Annotated in this window: 23 protein-coding genes, 11 tRNA genes, 1 rRNA gene and 1 other RNA gene (1 of these 36 cut by a window edge); 7 read left to right on the forward strand and 29 right to left on the reverse strand. The window is 47.3% G+C overall.

All coding sequences use genetic code 11. From position 1 onward, the window contains the following. Positions 1 to 78 precede the first annotated feature (78 nt). The 12 genes from ACZ481_RS14640 to ACZ481_RS14695 all read right to left on the reverse strand — a co-directional run bounded on the left by ACZ481_RS14640 (position 79) and on the right by ACZ481_RS14695 (position 12,362). Positions 79 to 1,386 (reverse strand): APC family permease, encoded by a 1,308-nt coding sequence (locus tag ACZ481_RS14640; protein ID WP_464766101.1) that lies wholly within the window; start codon positions 1,384 to 1,386, stop codon positions 79 to 81. Positions 1,387 to 1,528: 142 nt separating this feature from the next. After that, positions 1,529 to 3,193, reverse strand: a complete 1,665-nt coding sequence (locus ACZ481_RS14645; RefSeq protein ID WP_464766102.1) for a uridine kinase family protein — start codon at positions 3,191 to 3,193, stop codon at positions 1,529 to 1,531. Between the two features lie 240 nt (positions 3,194 to 3,433). Beyond that, positions 3,434 to 3,610: a hypothetical protein gene (locus ACZ481_RS14650; protein WP_464766103.1), complete on the reverse strand. Its 177-nt coding sequence runs from the start codon at positions 3,608 to 3,610 to the stop codon at positions 3,434 to 3,436. Positions 3,611 to 3,673: 63 nt separating this feature from the next. Continuing rightward, a complete protein-coding gene (locus ACZ481_RS14655) occupies positions 3,674 to 4,150 on the reverse strand; it encodes a superoxide dismutase family protein (RefSeq protein ID WP_464766104.1) in 477 nt (158 codons plus the stop codon). Between the two features lie 408 nt (positions 4,151 to 4,558). Beyond that, entirely contained in the window at positions 4,559 to 5,806 is a 1,248-nt protein-coding gene (locus ACZ481_RS14660) for a pyridoxal phosphate-dependent aminotransferase (protein WP_464766105.1), read from the reverse strand. 94 nt (positions 5,807 to 5,900) lie between these two features. Further along, positions 5,901 to 7,196, reverse strand: a complete 1,296-nt coding sequence (asnS, locus tag ACZ481_RS14665) for an asparagine--tRNA ligase (protein ID WP_464766106.1) — start codon at positions 7,194 to 7,196, stop codon at positions 5,901 to 5,903. Positions 7,197 to 7,361: 165 nt separating this feature from the next. Next, the gene (locus ACZ481_RS14670) at positions 7,362 to 7,622 is read right to left on the reverse strand and encodes a small, acid-soluble spore protein, alpha/beta type (RefSeq protein WP_464766107.1); all 261 of its coding nucleotides are present in this window, start codon (positions 7,620 to 7,622) and stop codon (positions 7,362 to 7,364) included. Between the two features lie 162 nt (positions 7,623 to 7,784). After that, complete coding sequence (locus ACZ481_RS14675; protein ID WP_464766108.1) at positions 7,785 to 8,645, reverse strand: hypothetical protein; 861 nt, start codon at positions 8,643 to 8,645, stop codon at positions 7,785 to 7,787. Positions 8,646 to 9,044: 399 nt separating this feature from the next. Beyond that, positions 9,045 to 10,265 carry an aspartate kinase gene (locus ACZ481_RS14680; RefSeq protein ID WP_464766109.1) on the reverse strand — a complete coding sequence of 407 codons (1,221 nt, stop codon included), beginning with the start codon at positions 10,263 to 10,265 and terminating at the stop codon, positions 9,045 to 9,047. A gap of 183 nt (positions 10,266 to 10,448) precedes the next feature. Further along, positions 10,449 to 10,844, reverse strand: a complete 396-nt coding sequence (locus ACZ481_RS14685) for a class II SORL domain-containing protein (RefSeq protein ID WP_464766110.1) — start codon at positions 10,842 to 10,844, stop codon at positions 10,449 to 10,451. 141 nt (positions 10,845 to 10,985) lie between these two features. Next, a complete protein-coding gene (locus ACZ481_RS14690; protein WP_464766111.1) occupies positions 10,986 to 12,098 on the reverse strand; it encodes a hypothetical protein in 1,113 nt (370 codons plus the stop codon). A 12-nt stretch (positions 12,099 to 12,110) separates the two neighbouring features. Beyond that, entirely contained in the window at positions 12,111 to 12,362 is a 252-nt protein-coding gene (locus tag ACZ481_RS14695) for a hypothetical protein (RefSeq protein ID WP_464766112.1), read from the reverse strand. Between the two features lie 221 nt (positions 12,363 to 12,583). Between ACZ481_RS14695 and ACZ481_RS14700 the strand changes: the two genes are divergently transcribed. From ACZ481_RS14700 to ACZ481_RS14720, 5 genes are all read left to right on the forward strand, one after another. Further along, positions 12,584 to 12,925 (forward strand): hypothetical protein, encoded by a 342-nt coding sequence (locus tag ACZ481_RS14700; RefSeq protein WP_464766113.1) that lies wholly within the window; start codon positions 12,584 to 12,586, stop codon positions 12,923 to 12,925. Positions 12,926 to 12,957: 32 nt separating this feature from the next. Further along, the gene (locus ACZ481_RS14705) at positions 12,958 to 13,212 is read left to right on the forward strand and encodes a hypothetical protein (protein WP_464766114.1); all 255 of its coding nucleotides are present in this window, start codon (positions 12,958 to 12,960) and stop codon (positions 13,210 to 13,212) included. Positions 13,213 to 13,598: 386 nt separating this feature from the next. Next, positions 13,599 to 14,489, forward strand: coding sequence for an RluA family pseudouridine synthase (locus ACZ481_RS14710; RefSeq protein ID WP_464766115.1), 891 nt, complete (start codon positions 13,599 to 13,601; stop codon positions 14,487 to 14,489). Positions 14,490 to 14,552: 63 nt separating this feature from the next. Continuing rightward, complete coding sequence (gene fba / locus ACZ481_RS14715) at positions 14,553 to 15,482, forward strand: class II fructose-1,6-bisphosphate aldolase (RefSeq protein ID WP_464766116.1); 930 nt, start codon at positions 14,553 to 14,555, stop codon at positions 15,480 to 15,482. A 69-nt stretch (positions 15,483 to 15,551) separates the two neighbouring features. After that, positions 15,552 to 15,683 (forward strand): hypothetical protein, encoded by a 132-nt coding sequence (locus ACZ481_RS14720; protein WP_464766117.1) that lies wholly within the window; start codon positions 15,552 to 15,554, stop codon positions 15,681 to 15,683. A 176-nt stretch (positions 15,684 to 15,859) separates the two neighbouring features. Here the strand turns inward: ACZ481_RS14720 and ACZ481_RS14725 are convergent, their stop codons facing one another. The 3 genes from ACZ481_RS14725 to ACZ481_RS14735 all read right to left on the reverse strand — a co-directional run bounded on the left by ACZ481_RS14725 (position 15,860) and on the right by ACZ481_RS14735 (position 19,020). Beyond that, the gene (locus tag ACZ481_RS14725; RefSeq protein ID WP_464766118.1) at positions 15,860 to 16,921 is read right to left on the reverse strand and encodes an SIR2 family protein; all 1,062 of its coding nucleotides are present in this window, start codon (positions 16,919 to 16,921) and stop codon (positions 15,860 to 15,862) included. A gap of 65 nt (positions 16,922 to 16,986) precedes the next feature. Then, complete coding sequence (locus tag ACZ481_RS14730; protein WP_464766119.1) at positions 16,987 to 18,474, reverse strand: AAA family ATPase; 1,488 nt, start codon at positions 18,472 to 18,474, stop codon at positions 16,987 to 16,989. Further along, complete coding sequence (locus ACZ481_RS14735; RefSeq protein WP_464766120.1) at positions 18,475 to 19,020, reverse strand: hypothetical protein; 546 nt, start codon at positions 19,018 to 19,020, stop codon at positions 18,475 to 18,477. A 197-nt stretch (positions 19,021 to 19,217) separates the two neighbouring features. Here ACZ481_RS14735 and ACZ481_RS14740 point away from each other — a divergent pair, with 197 nt between their 5' ends. Continuing rightward, entirely contained in the window at positions 19,218 to 19,412 is a 195-nt protein-coding gene (locus ACZ481_RS14740) for a DUF378 domain-containing protein (RefSeq protein WP_464766121.1), read from the forward strand. Between the two features lie 417 nt (positions 19,413 to 19,829). On the opposite strand, the gene ACZ481_RS14745 is transcribed toward ACZ481_RS14740, so the two are convergent. The 13 genes from ACZ481_RS14745 to ACZ481_RS14805 form a co-directional block, all read right to left on the reverse strand. Beyond that, a tRNA-Gly gene (locus tag ACZ481_RS14745) sits at positions 19,830 to 19,903 on the reverse strand. Between the two features lie 10 nt (positions 19,904 to 19,913). After that, positions 19,914 to 19,990 (reverse strand) — tRNA-Met (locus tag ACZ481_RS14750). Positions 19,991 to 19,999: 9 nt separating this feature from the next. Beyond that, positions 20,000 to 20,075 (reverse strand) — tRNA-Thr (locus ACZ481_RS14755). Between the two features lie 265 nt (positions 20,076 to 20,340). After that, a tRNA-Met gene (locus ACZ481_RS14760) sits at positions 20,341 to 20,416 on the reverse strand. Between the two features lie 10 nt (positions 20,417 to 20,426). Continuing rightward, positions 20,427 to 20,511: transfer RNA gene (locus tag ACZ481_RS14765), tRNA-Tyr, on the reverse strand. 230 nt (positions 20,512 to 20,741) lie between these two features. Further along, positions 20,742 to 21,656: a hypothetical protein gene (locus tag ACZ481_RS14770; RefSeq protein WP_464766122.1), complete on the reverse strand. Its 915-nt coding sequence runs from the start codon at positions 21,654 to 21,656 to the stop codon at positions 20,742 to 20,744. A gap of 303 nt (positions 21,657 to 21,959) precedes the next feature. Then, positions 21,960 to 22,035: transfer RNA gene (locus ACZ481_RS14775), tRNA-Phe, on the reverse strand. Between the two features lie 38 nt (positions 22,036 to 22,073). Beyond that, a tRNA-Arg gene (locus ACZ481_RS14780) sits at positions 22,074 to 22,150 on the reverse strand. A 28-nt stretch (positions 22,151 to 22,178) separates the two neighbouring features. Beyond that, positions 22,179 to 22,508: RNase P RNA component class B (gene rnpB, locus ACZ481_RS14785), an RNA gene on the reverse strand. A gap of 21 nt (positions 22,509 to 22,529) precedes the next feature. Beyond that, positions 22,530 to 22,606: transfer RNA gene (locus ACZ481_RS14790), tRNA-Asp, on the reverse strand. A gap of 79 nt (positions 22,607 to 22,685) precedes the next feature. Then, positions 22,686 to 22,760: transfer RNA gene (locus ACZ481_RS14795), tRNA-Glu, on the reverse strand. Positions 22,761 to 22,869: 109 nt separating this feature from the next. Further along, positions 22,870 to 22,945 (reverse strand) — tRNA-Lys (locus tag ACZ481_RS14800). A gap of 25 nt (positions 22,946 to 22,970) precedes the next feature. Next, positions 22,971 to 23,046, reverse strand: a tRNA-Asn gene (locus ACZ481_RS14805). A 353-nt stretch (positions 23,047 to 23,399) separates the two neighbouring features. Here ACZ481_RS14805 and ACZ481_RS14810 point away from each other — a divergent pair. Continuing rightward, complete coding sequence (locus ACZ481_RS14810; protein WP_464766123.1) at positions 23,400 to 23,747, forward strand: ASCH domain-containing protein; 348 nt, start codon at positions 23,400 to 23,402, stop codon at positions 23,745 to 23,747. Positions 23,748 to 24,070: 323 nt separating this feature from the next. On the opposite strand, the gene ACZ481_RS14815 is transcribed toward ACZ481_RS14810, so the two are convergent. Continuing rightward, positions 24,071 to 26,755: ribosomal RNA gene (locus ACZ481_RS14815) — 23S ribosomal RNA — on the reverse strand (it continues 233 nt past the right edge of the window).

Genomic DNA, 26,755 nt, shown 5'->3' on the forward strand with positions numbered 1-26,755 from the left:
GTGTGCAGAAATTTTCTTGCACACCTGATTTACTTTCAGCCGCTGATCAACCCGGGCTTAAACCTTCAACTCCGGCAGCTATTTGTTTTTTCGCAGCAGCAGGTAGACCGGAATGCCGGTCAGTGTAATGCCAAGAGCCCAGACAGCATCGCCGGGGCTGGTGGTGAGCATGCTGAAGGCAATATACACGGAACCGAATATGGCAACAGCAGGTATGACCGGATAGCCGGGAACACTATAGGGGCGCTGTGCATCAGGCTTGCGTTTCCGCAAGATAAACACGGCGGCAAAGGCTAAAATATAAAAGATCCAAACAATAAACATAGCCATATCTGTCAGCCGGTCGGGATCACCGAGTGTCATCAGGGCTGTGGCGAGCAAAAAGCCAAATCCCAGGGCGTTGGCCGGCGCCCCTGATTTTTTATGGGCCTGTCCCAACAATCTGGCTCCGGGCAGCAGCCCATTCTGAGCCATAGCATAAGGTACCCGGGCCCCTGTTAAAATATAACCGTTAAGGGCGCCGAAAATGGATATCAGGATACCGACATTGATAAGCCTGCCGCCTATCTCACCAAACACTAACCCGGCCGCGGTACCCGCCGCCCGGTTTCCCAACAGCGCGATCTCAGCTGCCGGCAGCACATGCAGCAGCGCCATATTAACTGCAAGATAAGCGATCATAACAATACCTAACCCAAGAATGATGGAACGCGGCAGTTCTCTGGCCGGATTCTTCATCTCACCGGCAACAAAACTCACATTAATCCAGCCGTCATAAGCCCATAAAGTGGCCAAAACGGCTGCCCCCATACCGGCAGCTGCCGCGGCCCCGCCAGGCATACCCAGTATCTGGCCATTGCCTTTCCATAGACCAAACACAGCAATAAGCACAATCGGCACAAGCTTGGCTATTGTCGCTACAGACTGAATAAAGCTGCCATACTTGGCCCCTAAGGCATTAACCCCGGCTAAAAAACCGACCGCCATGACCGCCACAGGCAGTTTCCAGGTTGCCGGCAAACCAAAAAACGGCAACAATAAGGAGGAAAAATAAAGGCCCAGGGCGCCGGTTGTCGCCGGGCCGTAGATGAAGGTCTGGACCCAGCCAAACAGATAACCCCAGATCTTGCCGTACACCTCGTCCAGGTAGGCATACAACCCGCCTGTGCGCGGAATCTGGGCCCCCAGTTCGGCAACCGTGAGACCGGCGGCAATAGTAATCATTCCGCCAATCCCCCAGGCAATCAGCGCCATGGTTGAGTCGCCGGCAGCGGCTATTACTATTCCCGGTTTCATAAAAATACCGGAACCGATTACCATGCCCACAACCAGCGCTATACCGGCAAGCAGGTTAAGATCTTTTTTTAATCCAGGTTTTTGACTCATATAAACTCCTAATTATTTTTTGCACCAGCTACTACAATAGCAAAAAATTACACAAACTACAAGAGCAATTTCTCCAAGCTACAATAGCCAAAATGGAAATATACCCCGGCTGCTACAAGCCGGGGTATATCTATTAGTCTGTTTAATCCTTTTCAAAGCAGGATTTACCGATAAACTCGCGCAGGATCGAATTATGGGGGATTTCCTCATCCTCAACCGGCCGGAAATACTCCAGGAAATTAAGCAGTCTCCTGGCTTCCGAATACTCAGGATCGGCCTGTGTAACCTTGCCGAGCAACGGTTCAGCATATTTTTTCAGCACGGCCAGCTCGTAAATAAGCGCCGAATTAAACATTAAATCCGCTTCTTCCTGGAACGGGAAAATATTGCGTTCTTCCCCCCGGCGGACCGATGGCCACATCTTCAGCGTCATGAGCGCATCATGGGACCGGAACTGACTGTCACGGACAATCCGTCTGATCAGTCTGCCATCTGTTGTCGGAATCCGGTTATGACTGTCAATGGACAACTGGGTCAGGGCGCTGACATAGATCTTAATTTTACAGTGCCTGGGCACAGAGGTTGTTAAGCGCTCATTCAGGCCGTGGATGCCTTCGATAATCAACGGCTGGCCTTTATCCACCTTAATCCGGTGGCCCCGGTACTCCCGTTCCCCTGTTTTAAAATTAAAGGTTGGCAGTTCCACTTCCTCGCCGGCTAAAATCCTGGCCAGGTGAGCATTGAACAAATCCAGGTCAATCGCTTCAATTGCTTCAAAATCATAATCCCCGTGTTCGTCAAGGGGGGTGTGGCAGCGGTCCACAAAATAATCATCCAGGGAAACAGGTACAGGCCAGACCCCATTGACCCGCAATTGAATATTAAGGCGCTGGGCAAAGGTGGTTTTACCTGAGGATGACGGTCCGGCCACTAAGATTACCCTGACCTCATTGCGATGAGATGACACAAAATCGGCAATCTGGGCTACTTTTTTCTCATGCAGGGCCTCTGCCACCCTGATGATATCTTTTATTTCATCTGTTTTACTATACTCATTAAGATTCGGAACATAGCCGCATTTTAAAATACTCCCCCACTGGGCCCCCTCCTGAAAGACCTTGAACAACTTGGGATTCTCAACAAATTTTGGCAGCAGGTCGGGATTCTCTTTTTCCGGCAGCCGCAAAATGATTCCCGGCGGGTAATATTTTAGTTCAAACACCTTAAGATAAGCCGTAGACGGCGTCATTGTACCATAAAAATAATCATATAGCTCGCCACAATAATAAATACTGACTGTTTCCCGGTCAATCTGCTCCAGCAGGCTGACCTTCTCCTTGTGGCCGGCGGCTTTAAACAGCTCGATTGCTTCCGCCCGGGGCAACGTCTTGCGGATAATCTGGCGATCTTCAATAATAATCTGCCGCATCTGCCGGTCAAGCCTGACAATATCTTCAGGCGTAACCTCCCGTCCATGATGCAGTTCACAATACAAGCCTTTACTTAGCGAATGCTCAACAGTTACTTCACACCCCGGAAATAACTCCTGCGCCGCGGCAATCATAACTAATGTCAGGCTTCTTTGATAAACCTTCATGCCTTCATCGGTGCGAAGGTCAAGAAAGTCCACCACACTATCCTGGTCAAGGACACTTTGCAAATCTCTTATTGCATTGTTCACTTTGGCTGCCACTACCGGTGTGGTATATCTGTGAGCGGCATCCCGGCTAACCACTACCAGGCTTACGCCCTTCTCATACTCGGCAGTGCGGCCATTAGAAAATGTTACATTGATTTTCTCTGACACCTGACGGCCCCCTTACTATCGCCAAAACTCTATCTAAAACTATATATAAATAAATTCAACTATATTCCCCGGATTTCCTGCCCCGGAACCGTAAGCGCAACAATAAAAACACGGCTTGCGCCGAGCCTGTGGCGAAAGCGGAAGCCGCTGTTGCCCTTATCCAGGGAAAGTTAACCATTCAATCAGGATAAAAAACGACAACTGCCCTTTACAGGCAGTTGCCGCTTTAGCCGCATAATATCAGCGCAGCAGTCTAAACAAACGGTAGGCAATAATGGGCAGCGGCGCCCTTCTCACAGCCAGGCGCATGCCCAGCAGCAATAAAAAACAGGCACCAAAGATATGCACAAGCCAAAAACCGGTACGAGGAAACTCAAATGTGGTGTCATCAAAGATATTATGGTGATGGCAGCTCATTGTGATCGACCTCCTTTGGAAAATAGTATTTCCCGTACCAGCCTATTCAAACAGTGGCGCCAGTTAAATATCACGGCCTCTGCGGATAACGCCGCATGCCAGGCGCCGGCCCGCATTGCCTGCCGGTTGTGTGCGAAAATCATCGGGATTTTCATGAATAATCACGCTTTTACCAATAACTTCCTGCACGGTGAACTTATCAGTAAAAAAACTCATATAAGCAAAACCCTTATGGGAAAAAAGCACCGGCAAATCACCGGCATGATTGCCATGGGGCTGATTGCCGGGATTCCAATGCCCGCCGGCAGCCATAAACGGATTGGACAAATCACCCACTTTACAGGTACCAAACTCATGAATGTGAAAACCGTGGGGTCCGACTGGCTGCTGCCCGTCCGTTGCCGGCCGGTATGCAGGCAGGCCCCACACCTCAACCGTTACTTTTGTGCCGCCCTGCACGCTCCGGAAACTTACAGTCCCTTTAAGCCCCGGCGCAAGCGGGCCCCCCTGAATATTGGCAATCGCCAGATTGTCAACCACATTCTCACCTCATCTTTTTTAGCTTCAGCTATATCCTGACCGGCTTGCCCATGGATTTACATAGTATAAATTCTTATTGTATATTATGTATCTCTCATAAGGATGGTGACGGCTTGCGCCGGGCCTTTGGCGAAAACACCAGGCGCTGTTGCCCTCATCCAGGGAAAGTTATACTCTGCCAGCAGGGGTAAGAAAAGACTTGGCTTGTGCCAAGTCCTTTAGACGCCGGCAGAAGCCGCCTGTGCCCTTGGGGTTATAGTCGTTCTTATGTCCACAGAATTCATTTATAAATTCTGGTAGACCAAAAAAAGATTGCCGTTCTGTTACCGGTAGAGGGCGGAGTGAATCTCCTGCCATCATTACCGGGTCCAGCCAGCAATCTCATTTATATTTATATATTATATATAGTTATTTCTCAACGGCAGCCAAAGCCTGCGCCACTTTACCGGCCATGCCGGTAATTTTGGCCGAAGGAACTGCGCATACGGCAATACGCACACCCTTGCCAAGCGGTACGGCAAAAATGTGGTCGTCATGCAGCTTATTGCATACCGCATCAGGATCTGCCGCCGGAATTGTTAAGAAAAAGCCAGCTATATAGGGCAGCATATGCAGCTTGGCTGCTTGGGCTTCGCTGACAAAAATTTGCGACCGTTCGCGAATGAGTGAATAATAATAGGCCCGTTCCTGCTCCACCTGGGCCAGGGTTGCTTTATCATTATAAATGGTAGCCAGGAGACGCATACAGCCCCGGTTGATATTGGACCAGGTTGCACGGCTGCTGTACTGGTTAATGTCTGCAAATTCTTTAATGACCGCCTGGCTCCGGGAAATGCCGATCATAGCCCCGGTACGCTGTCCGTACATGGTATAGCTTTTTGACATGCTGAAAGCCAGAATAATAAGTACATTATCAGGCAGATTGCCAAATTTTTTCAAAAATGCACGGCATTCATTTTTCTCGCCGGCATAATCCAGATAAGCCGCATCGACCAGAATGACAATACGCTTAGCTGCGTCTTTCGCTGCCGCCTTAACAACCTCAAGGATGTTGTCCCATTCACTGTCACTGATGCTATAGCCGGTAGGATTATGGGCCGGAGTATTGAGGATTGTTACCAGGCTGTTTTGTTTGACAAGCAGTTCATTGACCTTGGCCTCAAAGGCTTTAACATTAAAATTCTGGTTTTCGTCAAACAAGGTAAAGGTGTCCAGCTTGCGCAGGGCGTCTTCGCACAACACCTTATAAGGGCCCCAATACCAGTCAGAAGTTAAAATTTTCTCACCAATCTCTGAATAATTCCAGATAGTATGGTGAAGCACCCCGGATCCGCCGGAGGTCGCTACCGCATTTGTGTAGGCCTCAGGCCGGTTGTCACCAAATGTCAGGGCCGTGGCCGCTTCCAGAAACTCCGGCAGCCCGGCAATAGGCGCATAATTAATTACCTCATTGATCGGGAGGGTACGGAATACCTTTTCCACCGTAGGCAGGCATACCAGTGCTTCATTATCATCCAGAATCGCACCGATTGTGGCATTAACTACTTTGTCTTTGCCGTATTTGCCAACAGCCAGATTGGCGGCGGCAGCGGCGCCAAAGATTTTATCTGTAGCGAATTTTCCTTTGGCATGGGTTGCGGCGATACTTACAGTCATATTATCTCCCCCTGTATTGACCTTATTTTATTTTAAAATATCTCTGCTGTATTTGGTTGTTGATATGTAAACAAGGAACATATTTTCCACCAACTCAGGGATACATCTTATGCAGCATACGCGGGAACGGTATCGTCTCACGGATATGTTCCAGGCCGCACAGCCAGGCAACTGTCCGCTCCAGCCCCAGACCAAACCCCGAATGCGGGACAGTTCCAAACCGCCGCAAATCCAGATACCACGCAAAGGCTTCTTTGGGCAGCTTATGCTCTTCAATGCGCTGTTCAAGCAGCGTCAGGTCGTCAATGCGCTGACCGCCGCCGATAATTTCCCCGTAGCCCTCCGGCGCCAGCAGGTCAGCCCCTAGCACCACCTGGGGATTCTCCGGATCTGGTTTCATATAAAAAGCTTTAATGGCAGCCGGATAGCGATGAACAAAGACCGGTGCCGCGAAATGGCTGGAAATAATCGTTTCATGCGGTGCGCCAAAGTCCTCACCCCAGGTAAAGTCCTCCCCGGCCTGTTTAAGCAGTTCCACCGCCTCAGTATAACTGATGCGCGGAAAAGGCACAGTGACCGCCTTGAGTTTTTCAATATCCCGGTCCAGCGTTTTAAGCTCATTTTGGCATTTTGCGAGCACTCGCTGAATTACATAATAAATCATTTCTTCCTGCAGCTGGATATTGGCGTCAATATTATAATAAGCCATTTCGGCTTCAATCATCCAGAACTCCAGCAGATGACGCCGGGTTTTAGACTTTTCCGCCCGGAAAGTAGGGCCAAAACAGTAGATGCGCCCCAGCGCCATAGCGCTGGCTTCACTGTATAGCTGCCCGCTCTGGGACAAATAGCCTTTTTCTCCGTGATAATCAATGGCAAACAGGTTTGTTGTCCCTTCACAGGCCGCCGGTGTGATAATCGGAGCGTCGGCCAGGACAAAATCACGCTCATAAAAGAAATTCCGTACTGCGTGCTCAATCTCGGAACGGATGCGCAGCACCGCTGCCTGGCGGGGGGTACGAATCCAGAGATGCCGGTGTTCGGCCAAAAAATCCACCCCATGTTCCTTATGGGTGATTGGATAATCTTCGGCAATACTGACAATTTCCATACCAGTTACCTGCATTTCATAGCCGCCTACTGAGCGTGGCTCTGCCCGCACTATACCGGTAACGATCACAGCGCTTTCCTGGGTTAGTTTTTTCGCGTCGGCAAACACCACTTCTCCTATTTCCTGCTTTGCTATTACGCCTTGCATCAACCCGGAGCCATCCCGGATAATCAAAAATACGATTTTTCCGGAAGAACGCTGATTGTAAACCCATCCCTTGATAGCCACCTGCTCACCCACATGGCGGGATAAGTTTTTTATTAATGCAGTTTCCACCATTATCCTCCTTATTAACATACTGCATATGTAAATTTTGCGGTAAAACATAGTATGTAACATGTATATTATATATTTATTCTGGCTACGCCATTATATTTCCTGTTAAAATTTGTAGTAAACTTATTAATTTAATAGAAAAAGCAGGCTTGCGCCTGCTCGTCCTGTTTAGTTGCTTTTGTTTACATCATATTGGGCTGTTAAAGTGCTGCCGGTAGCCTGGGTGCTGGTTCCGTTGAACTTGTTTTCCTGAGCTTCAATCATTTTGCGGACCATGTGACCGCCTACCCGGCCGTTGTCAGCTGAAGTAAGGGCGCCTTTGTAAGTGTTTTTGTAGTCTTTAAGACCAAGCTCGGCAGCCGTTTCTTCTTTCAGACGATCGAGGCCACTTTGCGCCGAAGGGTTCACTGGTTTTTTGCTCCTTGACATTACGCAAAACCTCCATTTAATTAATATTTTTGGTGCCTGATTATAGAATGCCTTTTATTGCGTTTTAGATACATTGTAATATTTGTAAAGATCCTAAAAGTTTTACTTAAAAAAAATGACTCAGGAGAACCGTCCCCCTGAGTCAAAAATGAGTTTATGCGGTTAGAAGTTTACGGCAAATTCCACATTGGTACGTTTATGATCGTCGCCATTTTGCCTTTCGCCAAGATCCTGGTAAGCAGTCAGCGTGGCAGCATCCGATACCTTGTAAATACCTTTTACGCGGAAACCTTTGGAGTCTTTGTACCAGCCGTCAGTAGTGAAATCAGGCAATGCGCCGGCATCAATATCACGGTAAGATACGGCGTATTTGAAATCGCCTTTTTTAGCCGCTTCGCCTACAGCAATCTCAGCCAGGTAACCATCTCTGCTGAAAGTATCATTTTTAGCATACTCAACATTGAAGACAACGTTATCTGCCAGTTTGGTGTCAGCATTAAGAGCATAGTAGTTGCTATCTGCTTCTTTCAGGAATGTGGCTCCCACATTAACATGGCCCAGCGCGCTGCTCACATCAGCATAACGGGTTTTGGCATCAGCCGGGTCTTTACCATAGAAACCATTCAGAGTTGCCCCATCAAGAGCAACGCCAACCTGGGCACCGGTAAATTTGTCCTCATCGATCAGCAGACCTTTACCGACAAACAAAGATTGTTTACCTACTCTTGCATCGAATTGACCGGCCTGGGCACCAATGTAAGCCTGGTCAAACGTAGTTTGATTGCTGGCGCTGCCGTCTCTCAGGTCATTATCCATTCTCACACGGCCATGGATATAGAAGGTGTCATCAATTTGCGATTCCATATTCAAGCGGATACGGTTAGTAAGATAATCCCCGCTGCCATCCTGGTTACGGTATTCGATGTTCGCGTCACCAGCAAAGGTCGGGGCAGCGGCAACTACGGAAGCAGTTGATACGGTCAGGGCTGCCATTACAGCAGCAGCAAGCAGTTTCCTTTTCACGGGTCATTCCTCCTCAGTAATTTTTAGCTTATTGGGTATAAGTCCTGGGGGCAGGTTACCGCTTGAACCTGTCCGGCCTTACTGGGAGGATATCAGCTGTTTCTTATGAGTGTCCACGTTTCCTCACAGCTACTTGGCTATACCCTGCTCAGCATATTAACCAGAACCTGATTCGTAATGCATTCTGCCATGTCAGTGGCGGAATGCGGAGCGGTTCCCTTAAAGCAGCAAGCATTTAGTTTACCACTTTACGCATTATGTAATTCTATATTTTCGACACAATTCCTCTTATTTCGACATCAATTAGGCATGGTAATGTAAGGTAGTTTTAAAAAATACCCGCTTATAAACAAAAAAAAACAACCCCGCTTAGCGGGATTGTTTTTTTCCTGCCCTGCTTTAAACAGGAAAAAAGCGGTTATGTATGGCGTTGACAGCCTCTTTCGCTTTATCTTCCGCCACGAGACAGGAAATACTGATTTCTGAAGTGCTGATCACTTCAATATTAATGCCGGCCTCTGCCAGGGCACCGAAGGTAGCGGCAGCTATACCCGGATTTCCCAGCATACCGGCCCCAACAACCGAAACTTTCGCTACCTTTTCCTCAATTGTTAAGCCACTAAAAGCCATCTGGGCATTGAGCTTTTCTAAAATGCTGCTGGCCTGAGCAACATCTCCCTGGGAAATGGTAAACACCATATCAATAATATGTTTGTCCATGGCCCGGACGCTTTGAACGATCATATCGACATCGATGTTGGCTTCTGCCAACGCAGAAAATATCTTATAGGCAATCCCTGGCCGGTCAGGGACACCCAATAAGGCAATTTTTGCTACATTGGCATCATGTGTTACGCCACGAATGACAAACTCTTTTTCTTCCATTGTATATTCCTCCCTGATAAATGTACCGGAATCACCGGTAAAAGTGGAGCGGACATGAATAGGCATGCCATAGTGTTTACCCAGTTCCACTGACCGCGGATGCATGACACCGGCACCAAGCCGGGCCATCTCGAGCATTTCGTTATAAGTAATTTCTTTCATTCGCCTGGCGTTGGCAACAACCCGGGGGTCGGCGGAATAAATTCCATCCACATCCGTATAAATCTCACAGTGGTCTGCCTTCAGTCCGGCAGCAACAGCAACGGCAGTGGTGTCTGAGCCGCCCCGGCCTAAAGTAGTAATCTCCCCGGTTTCCGTCAGTCCCTGAAAACCTGCTATAACCACAATTTTGCCGGTATTAAGCTCTTGCCACACCTTGCCGGGAGCAAGCCCTGTAATCTTAGCCTTATTAAAGGTTGCATTTGTGGTAATACCAGCTTGAAAACCAGTCATGGATACTGCCGGTTGCCCCATTTTGTCAAATGCCATGGCCAAAAGCGCAATTGACACCTGTTCACCGGTTGCCAACAGCATATCCATTTCCCGGCCGGAAGCCTTGTCGGTAACGGCTGCGGCCAAACTGACCAACTCATCGGTAGTATCCCCCATTGCCGATACTACAACAACTATTTTATCATCAGGATTCTTTTCTTGTAATACCCTTTTGGCAACTGCCATAATTTTTTCCGGTGTAGCCACTGAGCTTCCGCCAAATTTTTTTACAATTAGTGCCATGCCTATCCCCCTCTAGTATGCAGTATTCAATTTAGCATGGCAGTTTATATTCTCCATATAAACACAATATCCTTCCAGCAGTGGACAAAATCGCAAAATTTAATTTGTTTGGCCGTAAACGTTCTGAGTATGTAAGAAATACAAAAACCAGGGAACAAAAGCCCTGGTTTTTGCAGGCAGTATTTACTCTGTGATCGTGATGGCTTTGGACCCTTCCCACAAGCCATGGATATTACAGTAGGCTTCAGCTACAAAAGTGCCGGAAACATTCAGTTTAACTACAGCTTTCGCAAATGGCTCTGAATATACCGGGCCTTTGTTGGCGCCCTCAGTCGATTCACCGTGAGCGGCAAAATCAAACGCAGCCACTTCATAAGCAAATTTACCATTATCAGGCTTAAAGAAAAGCTTGATCCAGCGAATATGATGTTCTGTTGTGTTCGGATGGGCAATTTCTTTGCCAACACAGACCTCAACCGTAACTTTCTCTCCTGCCTTAGCCTGCTCAGGCGCTTCGATCACCGGCACATGCTTTTCCGCTTTCCAGTCGGCACTCTGCACTAAATCAGCAATTTTCATTAATTATTCCCCCTCAGATGTTTAGTATTAATTACCAACAGCTTAGAAATAATTATTCTCCATAAAAACCTAAAATTCCTGTTAAGGGTCTGCGGTTTTATAAAAATTCTTTATTGAATTCCATATATTATTTTATAATCTTTATTTAAATATGCGCACGCGCAAACTTTTTAACATTTGCGGTTCAATGCCTTCCCATTCAGAGGGCCGTAAAATATCGACAGGATATAGCACTAAAGAGGTATCGCACTCATATACTGCATCAAATGCCTGCATAGCGGCAATGGCGTTGGCCGTACTGTTAATGGTTTCAATTTTCTCTCTGGCTACTTTTACTGCAAGAATGCAATCATCACTAAATTCATTATTCACAATACCGGCGGCATAAGCTTCCTGAAAGGATGGAATATTGGCCAGTACTTTGGCTACTATTTGCAGCATGATCGCAGCACATAGTTCAAAATATTGCTTATTATATACCCGGATATCTTTATCCTGATACTGAATACGCCCGGAAGGCAGCATCTCACAGGTCTGACGGGGAATGACGGTTTTCGGCGGCAGCCACACCCTGATCAACGGAATATTGACGTGAAAATCAATGTCGACTTCAACAACCATCGGCAATTTTAACTGATTTAGGACTTCATCCAGCCTGGACCTTACAGCGCCTGCTTCCCCTGCCAACAGTCTTTCGATAAGGGTTATACGGGTATTTTCCAGCTCTTCATGCCGTTTTTTAGCTTCCTCATAAACTAACCGTTCCTGTTCATTACGCCGGAACGCTTCCGCCTCTGCCGCCTGTTGGGCGCGGATTATCGCTTCATCCCGGTCTTTAATGGTAAAGTACAGTGATACACCGGCGGCAACGCCAAGGGCGGCCGTAATAAGCAGGGTTACAGGGCTGAAAAGGATAGCTAATATCCCCAGCAGAAAAACAATCGCCGCTATCCTGATAATAATCGGATATACATACTCAGACTCAACTTTAGTTTTAGCTTTGCCGGCAAGATGGCTGTAATCTGTTAATGTAAGTTCGCCAAACTCTTGCCGGACCAGCAGGGTTTGATAATCTGCCGGCTCATAGCTGAGTTTGCTGACAGCAGCCAGCTTAAGCTCATAATCCTGCTGCTGAACAAATTCTTTTCGCCAGCGTTCGAATTGCTCTTCCCCTTTAAAATATCGGACTTCAGCCCGCTCGCCTGCATTGTTGTCTCTGCCTCGCCCGCTGCCAGGAGGCTTTTTCTCTGCCATCGAGTAACCTCCCTATTTTCGAATTGTTATTCTTATTGTTTTACGCGCTACTACATAACAAAAAGCCAGCACTCCCCCTAAAGTAAAGAAAAAGGCAATCGGCTTTTGCATCATAATCTCTGAACTACCTATCAGACTGAACAGGAGCGCGGTCATATAGGCCAGAAATAGTTCACCATAACGCGGACTGGTGGCGCGTGGCGCAATAATCAGCCACACCAAAAAGCCCATGAGAATAAAATTGCTATTGTTCATAAACTCCATTACTGAAGATTCACCTGCCTAAACCCATAATAGGTTTACTATTCGCTGTTACGCAGATTTTTCCTGCTAACGGCATTTGCCTAAAAGTGATCCTCATATAATTCATTCTAAATTGTTAACGGTTGTAACATTATGTTTTAGAAATTCATATGCTGAAGTAGAAACAGATATATAAAATTCATCATTTGTCCTGAGGTAAATAAAGGAGGTTATTGATATTTATGGAAACTAAATATCCGCATTGGTATGGCCCGGAAGACAAAATGTGCTGTGACTATCCGGATAAAGACATGATGTGCTGTGACGAATACATGGATGACCCCATGTCTTACAAGATGTACCGGGATAACTTTAAAGATCGCTTGCTTTGTTTTTTAGGCGATGAAGTCATCATTGGCACCGACGCTATGATTGATCGCAAGGGTTCTACTTTCTGCGGTACAATCTGCTATGTAGGATGCGATTACATCATTGTAAACAGCTCATACTGCCGTCGTTCCATTTCGCTGCATGTGCCAATCAAAATGATCCGGTTCATCGCTCCGTTCAAAGGGCGCCGCTAATTCCGAACGCCTTGTCAGAGGAGATGATACACATGAAAAAAACTTTCACCCGCCGGTTGTTAACTGTTGATCCGGCACATATGATTATATTGCACCAGGAAGCCATTGAACAGCTCGAACTTATGATCACAACCGCCGAAGCAGCCGAACATGCCAGCGATGGCGTACGTGACACACTTAACACCATGGCCGAAACTCACTGGGAAGGATATCTGGATGTAATTCACATGATCTGCATGCATGATGAACACCTGGCAACAGTTATGAAAAACATGATTCTAAAATAATGGATTATGAGCCGGCAGATACGGAACGGCAATTTTACGGCAACCGCCTGTTACTGCTATCACTCCTCACAGGACTTGTTCGGCGTCATCGCCGTTTTGTCTACTTCTATGGCTTAAGATCAAACCCGATGGGAGATTATATCAAAGAATCGATTGCTATGGAACGGGAACATATAGCAGGTATAGTTGGCGTGATACAAAATATGATATAATACTCTACTGCGAAAGGAGGCACCAGCCTCCTTTTTTTGCTCTGCTGGCATTAATAAGCGCTAGAAAAAATCAAAGCTGCCGGCAGGACCTGACAAGCCATTTTTGCTAATAAAGGATTTAGATTCGGATAATACGAATACTAATTCATAAAATTAATTAGCAAAGGAGTCGCCATGCCGGATTTTCCAGTACCACCGACCTGCTCTCCGTTACCGGTAAAAGAGTTTTTGCGCCGCCAGGCAGGAATATCGCTGACATTGTGGCGTAAAATAAAACACAGTGGAACACTCAGCTTAAATGGACGCCCGGCAACAATGCACGCTTTGGTGCAGCCAGGTGATATCATTACCGCCACCTGGCCGGAGTCGACGACAATCACGGCTGAAAAATTACCATTGTCCATCGCCTATGAGGATGAATGGCTGCTGGCCGCAGACAAGCCGGCCGGTATGCTGGTGCATCCGGCAGCAGGGCAGCCTGCCGGCACCCTGGCCAATGCAATAATGCATTATTACCGGCAAAATAACTATACCTGCGGTTTTCATCCTGTCAACAGGCTGGACCGCAATACATCCGGTTTGGTACTTATTGCTAAACGGCCTGACATTCAGCACTGGCTGAATGCCAACCAGCAGCACCTGACGAAAGCCTACCTGGCTGTCGCCTCCGGCCTGCCTCAGCCGGCCAGCGGCACTATCGACCTGCCCATTGGCCGCAAGAGCGGCAGCATTATTGAACGGGAGGTTGCCCTCACCGGCCAACAGGCAATCACGCATTATACCCTGCTTGCCGCTTATAAAAATGCCTGTTTGCTCGAAATTATCCTGGCAACCGGCCGTACTCACCAAATACGGGTGCATTGCAGTCATATTGGCTGCCCGCTATTAGGGGATGATTTGTACGGTGGGCCGACAAATCTGATTCAGCGGCAGGCATTGCATGCTGCCAGACTTAGCTTAGTACATCCAATTACACAGCAGATTACCGAAATTACCAGCCCTTTGCCCGCGGATTTAACAGAACTTTTAAGCCAGCTTGGCGATCAGACTGCAATTATGCTATAATGTATAGAGTAATATGCTATCATATATCTGATTCCCCAGGGGGAAAAATAGGAGGGATTTCATTTGTCATTAGTCACTTCGAAAGATATGTTTAAAAAAGCGTATGAAGGGCAGTACGCTGTTGGAGCCTTTAACGTTAATAATATGGAAATCATCCAGGGTATTGTTGATGCGGCCAGAGAAGAGCGGGCTCCGCTTATCCTGCAGGTGTCTGCCGGCGCCCGCAAATATGCCAAGCATATTTACTTAATGAAGCTGGTTGAGGCAGCGATAGAAGATTCAGGCCTGCCGATATGCTTACATCTTGACCACGGTGAAGATTTTGAAATCTGCAAATCCTGTATCGACGGCGGCTTTACCTCGGTCATGATCGACGGTTCCAAACTGCCATTTGAAGAAAATATTGCCCTGACCAAAAAGGTGGTAGAATATGCCCATAACCGCGGCGTTGTTGTCGAGGCTGAGCTTGGCCGCCTGGCAGGGATCGAAGACGCGGTTAATGTCAGCGCTAAAGATGCTACATATACTGATCCGGATCAGGCTGTTGAATTTGTGGAAAGAACGGGTGTGGATTCATTGGCCATCGCCATCGGCACCAGCCATGGGGCCTATAAATTCAAAGGTGAGTGCAAGCTTGATTTCGACCGCTTAGCAACGATCTCCAGGCTGCTCCCTGATTTTCCCCTGGTGCTGCACGGCGCTTCTACCGTACTGCCTGAGTTTGTGGAAAAATGCAATAACTATGGCGGTCAGATAAAAGGCGCCCAAGGCGTGCCTGAGGATATGCTGCTCAGAGCCGGCAAACTGGGTGTATGTAAAATCAACATTGATACCGACCTGCGTTTGGCTATGACGGCGTCGATCAGAGAACACCTGGCCAAGAATCCAGCCGATTTTGATCCGCGTCAGTATCTCAAACCGGCCCGGGAAGCCATTACCGGTATGGTGAAGCATAAAATTCGCAATGTCTTAAACTGCAGCGGCCGTCAATAACAAGAACAAGCATATAATTTCTATAATGGGAAAAAGTAATGACAAACCATTATAGAAAGGGGTCTTATCATGTCTGCTGCCAACAATGTAAATTTTGCCGCTTTATCCACCGCAGAGCTTAATACCATCGAAAAATTTGAGAAAGAGTTTGCTGCCAAACATGGCAATAACGTTTTTCTGCTGGCTTTTAACAAAAAATAAATAAAAATCCGCCGCAGCCTGCGCCTACAATATTGCGCATGGCCAGCGGCGAATTTTTTTATCCTGATAGCAAGGTTAACTTTCCCTGGATAAGGGCAACAGCGGCTTCCCCTTTCGCTAAGGCTCGGCGCAGCCGTGTTTTCTTTTTCCCTGAGGAAAAAACGGTGCTTATTTGTTTACAGAAAGTTTTCCGGATGCCTGCAGAAATCGGCAAAGGTGTTATCCGTGTAACGGATATCGGTCCCCAAAAAACGGATGTACCGCTTCTGTTCTTCATCGATTTTATCCTGCTTTTTTCCGGGATAATTATTGATTACCGTGATGCGCAGGCGATCAGTGCGATTGGTCTGAATCCGTTTTAACAGGTATTTTATATGCATATCAGCATCAGGGAAGGAATAACCGCAGAAAACAATATGACCCGTATTGCGCAAGCAGGCTTCCGTTTTATGCCAGACAATATTTATGAAATTATTGGACATATCCTTAAAAAATGTCGGTGGTACAATAACCGGTATTTTTATGGACTGGCAGATTGCACACAGCGCCTGTAAAGGCTCTGTGTGCAATCGCCGAAGCCCCTGCCGGCAGTTGATCAACTCTACTGTATTACAGGTGGGGCAATAAGACCAATTAAGCGAGCCATGTACTTTATAGAGGTTAACAATTGGTTTGTTTTGCTGTACGGAGCAGGCCGGGCGGCGATAATTAGCAAAATCTATACCATAATCAACAGTAATCTCATTTCGGTCGATCAGTGTCTGATCAATTAATACATCATAATTAGTAGACAGAAATACTGTATCAGCCAGACAGCCAAGTTTATTCAACCGGTCCACTAAAACACGATGCAGCCCTTTGACGGCGGCTGTCTTATCTGCCAGCACCTCAGCCATTAACAACACCAGATATTGCCTGATAAAACCAATACGATTGCTGTTTTTGGCTATATTTTCAAGATCAAAATCTTTGAAAGACTGCCGTTTCCGCACAGCTAAATCCAAAAGACCAATCGCCTCTTCAAAGGTTGGAAACTCAATGGTATCCAAATCATCATGAAGCACATCAATAAAAAACAGTTGCTTAAAATAGGCACAAAGTTCGCCTACGCGCTTGCAATCGCTGTAATTTTTCGTTTCACGGAGGGCTTTAAAATACTGTTTAAACAGCAGGTTTTGCACCGGTGCGCCCTCGGCGGCAGATGCGCCGCCACCTAATAAAATTGTTGTGTTTATCATATCAAAGATTATTCTCCCCAATGGGCAGGAGTATACAAAAAAAGCGTCCGGCCAGCGGACGCAGTTTATGCGGCTTGATCATCGCCATGGATAAAAGCCCTGACCTCAGCCCCGGAGATGACTTCTTTAGCCAGCAAGGCATCGACCAGCCGGATAAACGGTGTCTGATGCTCAGTCAGTACAGCTCTCACATCTAGTTCAACCTGTTTAAAAATAGCAGTGATAGTAGCATGCAATAATTCTTTCGGCACATCATCAGGTGATACAATCCCAAGCTCAGACATACCGCCAAATATTATTTGTTTCACCAACGCGGCTGCCTGCTTAAAGTCATTTGCCGCCCCTGTGCTGCGCGTGCCTAGAAAAATCTCTTCCGCCAGCGCACCGGCTATGGCCACTGCTATTTTACTTTTAATATAATCAGCAGTATATAAATAAATGTCATCCTGCTGGGTCTGCCTGACATAGCCCAGGGCATTACCGCGGGCAACCACATTGACACTGGCTACTGAGCCGGGCAAAGTACACTCACTCAGCAGAGCATGGCCAGCCTCATGAATCGCTATCCGCTTTTTTTCCTCTGCTTGTGGTATTCGTTCCAGCTTCTCGCCCATAATTACCTTTTCTACAGCACTGCGCAAATGTTGAGCAGTAATAATCCCGGAGCTTTCCCGAAAAGCCAGAATCGCCGCTTCATTAGTCACACTTTCCAGATGAGCACCGGAAAAGCCAAAGGTGTCGTTAGCCACATCGGTGAGGGAAACATCGTCAGCCAGCGGTTTATTGCGGGTATGCAATTGCAGAATCTTTAGCCGGCCTTTTTTATCAGGCAAGTCAACCTTGACCTGACGGTCGAAACGCCCCGGACGCAGTAACGCCGGGTCAAGAATATCAATGCGATTTGTTGCCGCAATCACTAAAACACGAATAGCATCATTCTCCGACATGCCGTCCATTTGTACCAACAGCTCATTTAAAGTCTGGTCATATTCCATGTGTCCGGCATTTTGGCCGCGTTTGCCGCCTAATACTTCAATTTCGTCAATAAAAATAACCGCATTGGTCTTATCATTGCGTTTTGCTATATCACGGGCCTGCTTAAACAGCTGGCGCACCCGCTGGGCACCAACCCCAACATACATTTCAACAAATTCAGAACCACTGACTGCCAAAAACGCTGATCCCGTAAACCGGGCTGCTGCTTTAGCAAGCAGGGTTTTGCCTGTGCCGGGCGGACCGTTAAGTAAAATGCCTTTAAGCGGACGAATTCCCAATGTCTTAATACGCTCAGCGTCTTTGACAAATTCGAGAGCTTCGCAAAGTTCCCCTTTGGCCATATCCTGTCCGCCAATATCCTCAAAGCTTACCAGTTGCTCCTCAGCCGTCCTTTTGGCAGCACTGATAAAAGATTTATTGCCGGTACGCCTGTTATTGACATACCACAACGCAGCCGCCAAGCCCGCGAAAAAAAATACCGGCAGCAGATCAATTCCTTGTATTGCCAGAAATATCAGGCTAGCAGCAGCTATGCCGCCAATTATAAAATAATGCATTTATTTCACCCCCGGTCTATTACTGTCACGGGCAATGACCACATACATTTCATTGGTCCCGGTGGCCATTTGTAAATAAACATTTTTCGTGTCTACATACGTCTGTGATTCAATGCCGGCGCTGCCGGCCTTAGCTTCAATGCTCCCGGCCATGGCCGCAAAATTGCCGGTGAAAATAGCTTCTTGCACCGAATAGTGAATAGAATGATAAAATTGTTCCAGCTCCGGCGTCCGGCTATCCTCAATGACAATTTCATAGCGCTGGGGTTTGTGTACCTGCTGTAAAGCCTCTTCCAGCTCATCATACAGCTTTTGTAAATTTGCTACCTGGGACAGTTTTACATATATTTTAATGTTTTCACTGCCAACCTGTTCATTGAGACGGATTACGTTAACAGCATCGATTCCCGCAATATTTTTAACCGCGTTGCCAATCGGATTTACTACCGCATATTTATTCCATAACCACTGTCCGCCAAACAAGCTGGCAAGGGTGAGCATCAGTGTCAGACCACCAATAACCCAGTTAAGATCTTTTCTCGTCATTTCCTAATGCGCCCTTTCTCTTATATATTTAACATTTTATTTCTCAATACTATTTCAGGATAAAATTATATCATATACCAAGTGTTTAGTATAGCGTAAAAAAAAGACAAAATCGCCAGTATTTGCGAGGATGTAATATTAAATAAACCGGTCATAATAGGTATAGGCCATAATCAATCTTTAAAAGGAGGAGTCATATGGATAGAATAGCTTTGATCCTTGTCATTGTCGGTGCATTGAACTGGCTGCTGGTCGGTTTATTCAGTTTTGACCTGGTAGCAGCAATCTTTGGTGGACAGCAATCTTTGTTAAGCCGCATTGTATACAGCCTTGTCGGCTTGGCCGGTATTTACTCTATGTCACTCCTATTCCGGGACCGCAGCCGCGCTTAGCAATAGAGAGAACATCGGCATCAGAACCCTCTGCCCAGCAGTTCACCTGCTGTACAGGGGGTTCCTCTGTAAGGGCAGATTTAGCAAATAAAGTAAGGCTAATGAGATTATAATCTCACTAGCCTTACTTTATCTATTAGTGCCATTCCCTCAAAACCAAACAAGGTAAAGGGAATACTACAGCCACCGCATATGGTGCGTCTAGTATTTCCTGCATCTGCCAAATGTACCGACCTGGAATAGAGCTCGCAATGATGTTCTTCGCTTGCGCTCAGAACTAAGCGATTCACATCAATCAGTCTTCGCCTCACGGCTCGTCTTCTTGGGTTCTCTGCTTATCGCTTGCGCTCAGAACTAAGCGATTCACACCAATCAGTCTTCGCCTCACGGCTCGCCTTCTTGGGTTCTCTGCTTTAATGGAGCGGGTGAAGGGAATCGAACCCTCGTAGCTAGCTTGGAAGGCTAGTGCTCTACCATTGAGCTACACCCGCATAATAAAGTTGGTGGCGGCACAGGGATTTGAACCCCGGACACTTCGGGTATGAACCGAATGCTCTAGCCAACTGAGCTACGCCGCCATATTAAGATGGAGCTAGTGACCGGGATTGAACCGGTGACCTTATCCTTACCAAGGATACGCTCTACCGACTGAGCTACACCAGCAAATAGCGCAAACGACTTATTAGCGCCCATCTGCTTCGTTGCTCCTCAAAGCGTTTGCTTACGCACTTCCCAGTGCGCCGCGCGGCACGCTTCTCCGGTGCGCCTCGCATCTGGACACTACTAAGCCGTTTGCGGCTGAGTGGCAGATAGTTGGCTTGTCGCAGATGGTGGGGTGGGGTTAACCGAGTTCGTTTCTTTATAAAGCTGTGCTTTATAAATTCAGGTTTGGATTCAAGGCTTGAATTTATAAAGCACGTAAATTACTTGGTTGCGGGGACAGGACTTGAACCTGTGACCTTCGGGTTATGAGCCCGACGAGCTACCAACTGCTCCACCCCGCGATGTGATAAATGGTGGAGGGAGGTGGATTCGAACCACCGAAGTCAAAGACGGCAGATTTACAGTCTGCTCCCTTTAGCCACTCGGGAATCCCTCCGTAATGAAGGCGGCTTGTAAACAGCAAATTACTAACTTGGTTAACGTCACGAAGAATATTATATCGTATTTAATTTTATTTTGCAATACTTTTTATCTAAATTAATACATACATTTCATGGAAGCCCATCATTTCGATTGACCGGCCCCGGACCGTGGCCGCAAGAAAATAAGCCGGACAGCCTCCAGCCACTTTGTACAGCCTCTATTCCGCTTGATAATCGAACTAAACTACAGAATGCTTATGCCGGCAGAAGCGTATCCTGACAACATGATTTGACTGGGAGGACCGTCGACAACCGCTAAGGAATACACCAGCATCAAGCGTGTCCCTCTGGTCACAGGTATCGCCAGCTCCGGGCTATCCACGAAAGTATTGCTTCCCTCCGGGACATTGCCTGTGAACGTCGGAGCCAAAGTAAAAGCCGTGCCCGGGACAGGCGAGAAGAAAGCATCTGAAGCAGCTGCGCTATATAGCTGAAGAGTTACGGCTGCTGTAGCATCTGCAAAATTTGCATCCATTCTGGTGCTGAGCACTGCCGAAATTGCCTGAATTACCCCATCCCGCGGAAAAACGAAGGACATATTATCATACAAGGCGTCAATTTGCCCGTCTGTGATCCGCCCGGCGCTGTAGCCGCCAAAGGAAACCAGCCCTACTAAATCGGGCGAGCCGTCATCATTCGTGTTGATCCCCATAAGAACGCCTGATGTATAGGGAATAATATTTCCGGTTGCCGCTGTGTTAGCTTGGCTGATCACAGTCAATGACGCCTTGACCGGCACAAAGCTGGAGTAAGCAATTGCTGCATTGTTGCTATTTCTTAATGCAACCGTTACCGGTGCAGTGGTAACCTCGATAATGCCGTTTCCCACCACTTCGCCTGTTATAATTGGAGAATTACCAATTATGGCATCCCCCTGCGATGAAACCAGCATAAAGCTGGCGCCAATGTTAGAGGTGGAAGCCTGTGTGGCTACCCACCAAACAAACTCATATATCCCTGGTTCCTGCAGGGTAATAGTACCTGACACATTATCGTAGCTGATATTTCCCGTTAAATGGATAGTGGCATCAAATATTACATTTGTGTTTAGTTCAAGTGAACCAGGTGTTACCCGTTGTATCTGTAATAATCCGCTCATAATATTTTCCTTCCTGACATAATTTATGATCACACGGTATATGATATGTCCCAACTTGCGCAATTGTGACAGCACAGGTATAAGAAAACACTCTCCGCAAAGTTGGCGTGCGCAGCTTGCGGGCAGGCTCCTCAGTCTGCCCGCAATAACAGCGGAAAAACTCGGTTACCCTGCATATAGATAAAAGCCGCCAAGTTATCGCCAGCTGCAGCAAACAAATAGAAAGGCCCCGGAACGCGGTATATACATCCGTGCTCCAGGGCCTTCTTTATTTGTTTGCATTGAACTGCGCCAGCATAACTATGGTGCCTCAGGACAGAATCGAACTGTCGACACGAGGATTTTCAGTCCTCTGCTCTACCGACTGAGCTACCGAGGCATAACAGCGAACTATGTTGTCTCACCTATAAGAAAAGGTGGCGACCCCGGCAGGATTCGAACCTGCGACCTTTTGATTCGTAGTCAAACGCTCTATCCAGCTGAGCTACGGAGTCATCTTTATATATTACAGCCTTCATTAAAAACCGTAAGCCAGTTTCTGTTTTAGGAAATTATTTATCTAACGCAGTTGCTGCGTTCTTCCCTTCGGTTCAATTCCCTACAGGAAGTTCCCCTACCAAAATTTGGGTTTCTGCCTCGTGGAGTTTACCACTTTTCACTAGACTGTCGCCAGTCTACTCATTCTCTGTGCACTTTATGGCTACTTTCGGCTACATGAGTCGATTTTGCCGTCGTCAGAGCTTAGCCCTGCCTCATCTTGCGATGAGCACGAACATTACAACCATCTCAGGTTGTGGCAGTCTGGACTTTCCTCAATACCGCAATAAAGCCGTACCGCAATTTCCCGTTTTTAAAAAAGGCTGGAATTGTAACTGGCGACCCTGAACGGATTTGAACCGTCGATCTCCGCCGTGACAGGGCGGCATGTTAGACCGCTACACCACAGGGCCGCTTATTCGATTTTCGACTCTAGATCTTCGCTGTTCGCTTTCCAGCGAATGTCTAGTGTCGAACATCGAGTGTCGAAGTTGGTGACCCGTAAGGGAATCGAACCCTTGATACCGCCGTGAAAGGGCGGTGTCTTAACCGCTTGACCAACGGGCCATGAACAATTCTAACAAGGAATACTCTTCCTTACTACCGCTCGGAAGTAAGCGACTCACTCAAGTTCTCATTTCGCCTATCGGCTCGTGAGAACTTGATTTGCTGCTTATGGTGACCCACCCGCGACTCGAACGCGGGACACCCTGATTAAAAGTCAGGTGCTCTACCGACTGAGCTAGTAGGTCGCTGTCTAATTATATAAGTGCTTAATGGCTCCTCGAGTAGGACTCGAACCTACGACCGATCGGTTAACAGCCGATTGCTCTACCAACTGAGCTATCGAGGAATATTAGATGTTTTAATATGCTTATAATTCACTGTCTTGCCCTGTCGTAAATTTGACAGCTTATATATAATAGCATGTTTATCTGATCTTGTCAACATAATATTTTATTCCCTTTGCAAAAAAAATGACAGCTTCAATATAATATCATTCGCTTCATACTAAGTCAACTATTATTTTCAAAAAATATTTCATTTATTTTTACATTATGTTATCTAAATAAAATCAAAAGCAGCCGCAATGTCACGATGAGCATTTTACTAGTAGAATGACAATTATTTTTTCTTTGATAAACACTTGACGAAGGAATATAATATTAGTATAAAGTAACGATTAGCTATCAAGGAGGCGACTCTATGTTTGCGCTTAACTTTCAGTCACCAGATCATGAAAAATTATTAATTAGCCGGCAAAAAAACTGTACTATTCGTCCAGGCGACATGAGAAATATCTTGCCGGAAAACTCTATAGTTTGGATAACTGTAGGTGAAAAATTCAAAACCAAAAGAAAGTTATATCCGGCTATGATTGACCGGGTATTAATAAAGAAGTTTTCTGACCTCACCACACACGATTTAGATCATCAAAACCCTGAAATAAAATCAAAAGAGGAACTGTTGAATTTCTTTGAAAAAATTTATCAAAAATCCATTCATTCCGATGATATTGTAACTGTAATTTATTTCTCAGAAATAATTGAATAACAATAGATAAAAGGGGCTATCTCAATGGTAATTGAGGCAGTCCCTTTTTTAAGCAGAGAACCATAAGCAGAGAACCAGGTTATTAGGAGCATCGCGACGCTAGAACCTGCGTGAATCGCTTAGTTCCAAGCGGAGCGCGGAACTTCCTTATTACTCTCGTTCCCTGAAAACTTCACAGAAGAAAGATTTGCGCAATAGTCATTTACTGGTTGCCAGCTCGGAGTTACAACATACATTATGGATGTTATCGCTCCGCTCTAACTAAGCGATTCGCACAAAACAGCTTGCTCGCTATCGCTCTCGCTGTTTTGGCTCTCTGCTTAAAAGTCAAGTCCTCGGCCTATTAGTACCAGTCCGCTCCATGGATCACTCCACTTCCACTCCTGGCCTATCAACCTTGTCTTCTCCAAGGGGCCTTACTTCTTGCGAATGACAGACCTCATCTTAAGGCTGGTTTCACGCTTAGATGCTTTCAGCGTTTATCCTTTCCGGACGTAGCTACCTAGCTCTACCCCTGGCGGGATAACTGGTACACCAGCGGTCCGTCCACTCCGGTCCTCTCGTACTAGGAGCAGTTCCCTTCAAGTCTCTTACGCCCGCGATGGATAGGGACCGAACTGTCTCACGACGTTCTGAACCCAGCTCACGTACCACTTTAATGGGCGAACAGCCCAACCCTTGGGACCTACTTCAGCCCCAGGATGTGATGAGCCGACATCGAGGTGCCAAACCTCCCCGTCGATATGGACTCTTGGGAGAGATTAGCCTGTTATCCCCAGGGTAGCTTTTATCCGTTGAGCGATGGCCCTTCCACTCGGTACCACCGGATCACTAAGCCCGACTTTCGTCCCTGCTCGACTTGTCTGTCTCGCAGTCAAGCTCCCTTCTGCCTTTACACTCTTCGCGCGATTTCCATCCGCGCTGAGGGAACCTTTGGGCGCCTCCGTTACTCTTTCGGAGGCGACCGCCCCAGTCAAACTGCCCGCCTGACACTGTCCTCAGTTTCGTTACTCCTTGAGTTAGAACTCCAGTAAATAAAGGGTGGTATCCCAACATTGACTCCAACAAGACTTGCGTCCTATCTTCCCAGTCTCCCACCTATCCTGTACATCATTTACCAAAACTCAATGTCAGGTTGCAGTAAAGCTCCATGGGGTCTTTCTGTCCAGTCGCGGGTAACCTGCATCTTCACAGGTATTTCAATTTCACCGGGTCCCTCGTTGAGACAGTGCCCAAGTCGTTACACCTTTCGTGCGGGTCGGAACTTACCCGACAAGGAATTTCGCTACCTTAGGACCGTTATAGTTACGGCCGCCGTTTACCGGGGCTTCAATTCAAACCTTCGCGTTTCCGCTAAGCTCTCCTCTTAACCTTCCGGCACCGGGCAGGTGTCAGCACCTATACGTCAGCTTTCGCTTTAGCAGGCACCTGTGTTTGTGGTAAACAGTCGCTTGGGCCTCTTTTTTGCAACTCATTCCCGCTTCGACCGCTTCTGGTCTACACGGTTTACAAGCTCCCCTTTTCCCGAAGTTACGGGGACATTTTGCCGAGTTCCTTAACGAGGGTTCTCCCGCGCACCTTAGGATTCTCTCCCCGCCTACCTGTGTCGGTTTACGGTACGGGCACCTAGTCTCTCACTAGAAGCTTTTCTTGACAGTCTGGGATCAGCAATTTCGCCATTATCTCTAACAGCTGCCCGTCACTCCTCAGGCTTTACGCATCACGGATTTGCCTGTGATACACCCTACAAGCTTAGACGCGATTTTCCATCCTCGCGCTTGCCTGCCCTCCTGTGTCACTCCCTCGCTCAAACGATTCTAGGTGGTACTGGAATATTTACCAGTTGTCCATCGCCTACGCTTTTTGCCTCGGCTTAGGGCCCGACTGACTCTGAGCGGACGATCCTTCCTCAGAAATCCTTAGGCTTTCGGTGGACAAGATTCTCACTTGTCTTTTCGCTACTCATACCGGCATTCTCACTTCTATACTCTCCAGCACTCCTTACGGTATACCTTCTCTGGGTATAGAACGCTCCCCTACCCAAGTCCGTAGACTTGCCATAGCTTCGGTTCCGTACTTTAGCCCCGGACATCTTCGGCGCAGCGACACTCGACCAGTGAGCTATTACGCACTCTTTTAATGGTGGCTGCTTCTAAGCCAACATCCTGGTTGTTTTTGTATCTCCACATCCTTTGCCACTTAGTACGGCATTGGGGACCTTAGCTGATGGTCTGGGCTGTTTCCCTCTTGACCACGGGTCTTATCACTCGTAGTCTGACTCCCAGGATTCCACTACAGGCATTCGTAGTTTGACAAGGTTCAGTAACCCATTAGGCCCCTAGCCCTATCAGTGCTCTACCGCCTGTACTTACTTCCTGAGGCTAGCCCTAAAGCTATTTCGGGGAGAACCAGCTATCTCCGCGTTCGATTGGCATTTCACCCCTATCCACAACTCATCCCAAAGCTTTTCAACGCTCACGGGTTCGGTCCTCCACGCATTTTTACCTGCGCTTCAACCTGGCCATGGATAGATCACTGCGGTTTCGGGTCTACACTATCCAACTTTCGCCCTTTTTAGACTCGCTTTCGCTTCGGCTCCGTGTCTTCCACTTAACCTTGCTGGATATTGTAACTCGCCGGTTCATTCTTCAATAGGCACGCCGTCAGCCTCCTACGGGCCTTCGACTGCTTGTAGGCATACGGTTTCAGGTTCTTTTTCACTCCCCTCCCGGGGTGCTTTTCACCTTTCCCTCACGGTACTATGCGCTATCGGTCGCCTCGAGTATTTTGCCTTGGAGGGTGGTCCCCCCTGCTTCCCACAGGGTTCCTCGTGTCCCGTGGTACTCTGGATTCCGGCCATTTCGCTCTGCCTTTCGCTTACAGGGCTGTTACCTTCTGCGGCCTACCTTTCCAGGTAGTTCAACTAGGCCTGACGAAACTTCCGCCGGTCCTCAACCCCAGTCGACCGAAGTCCACTGGTTTGGGCTCTTCCCCGTTCGCTCGCCGCT

The organism is Sporomusa intestinalis (assembly GCF_055383785.1).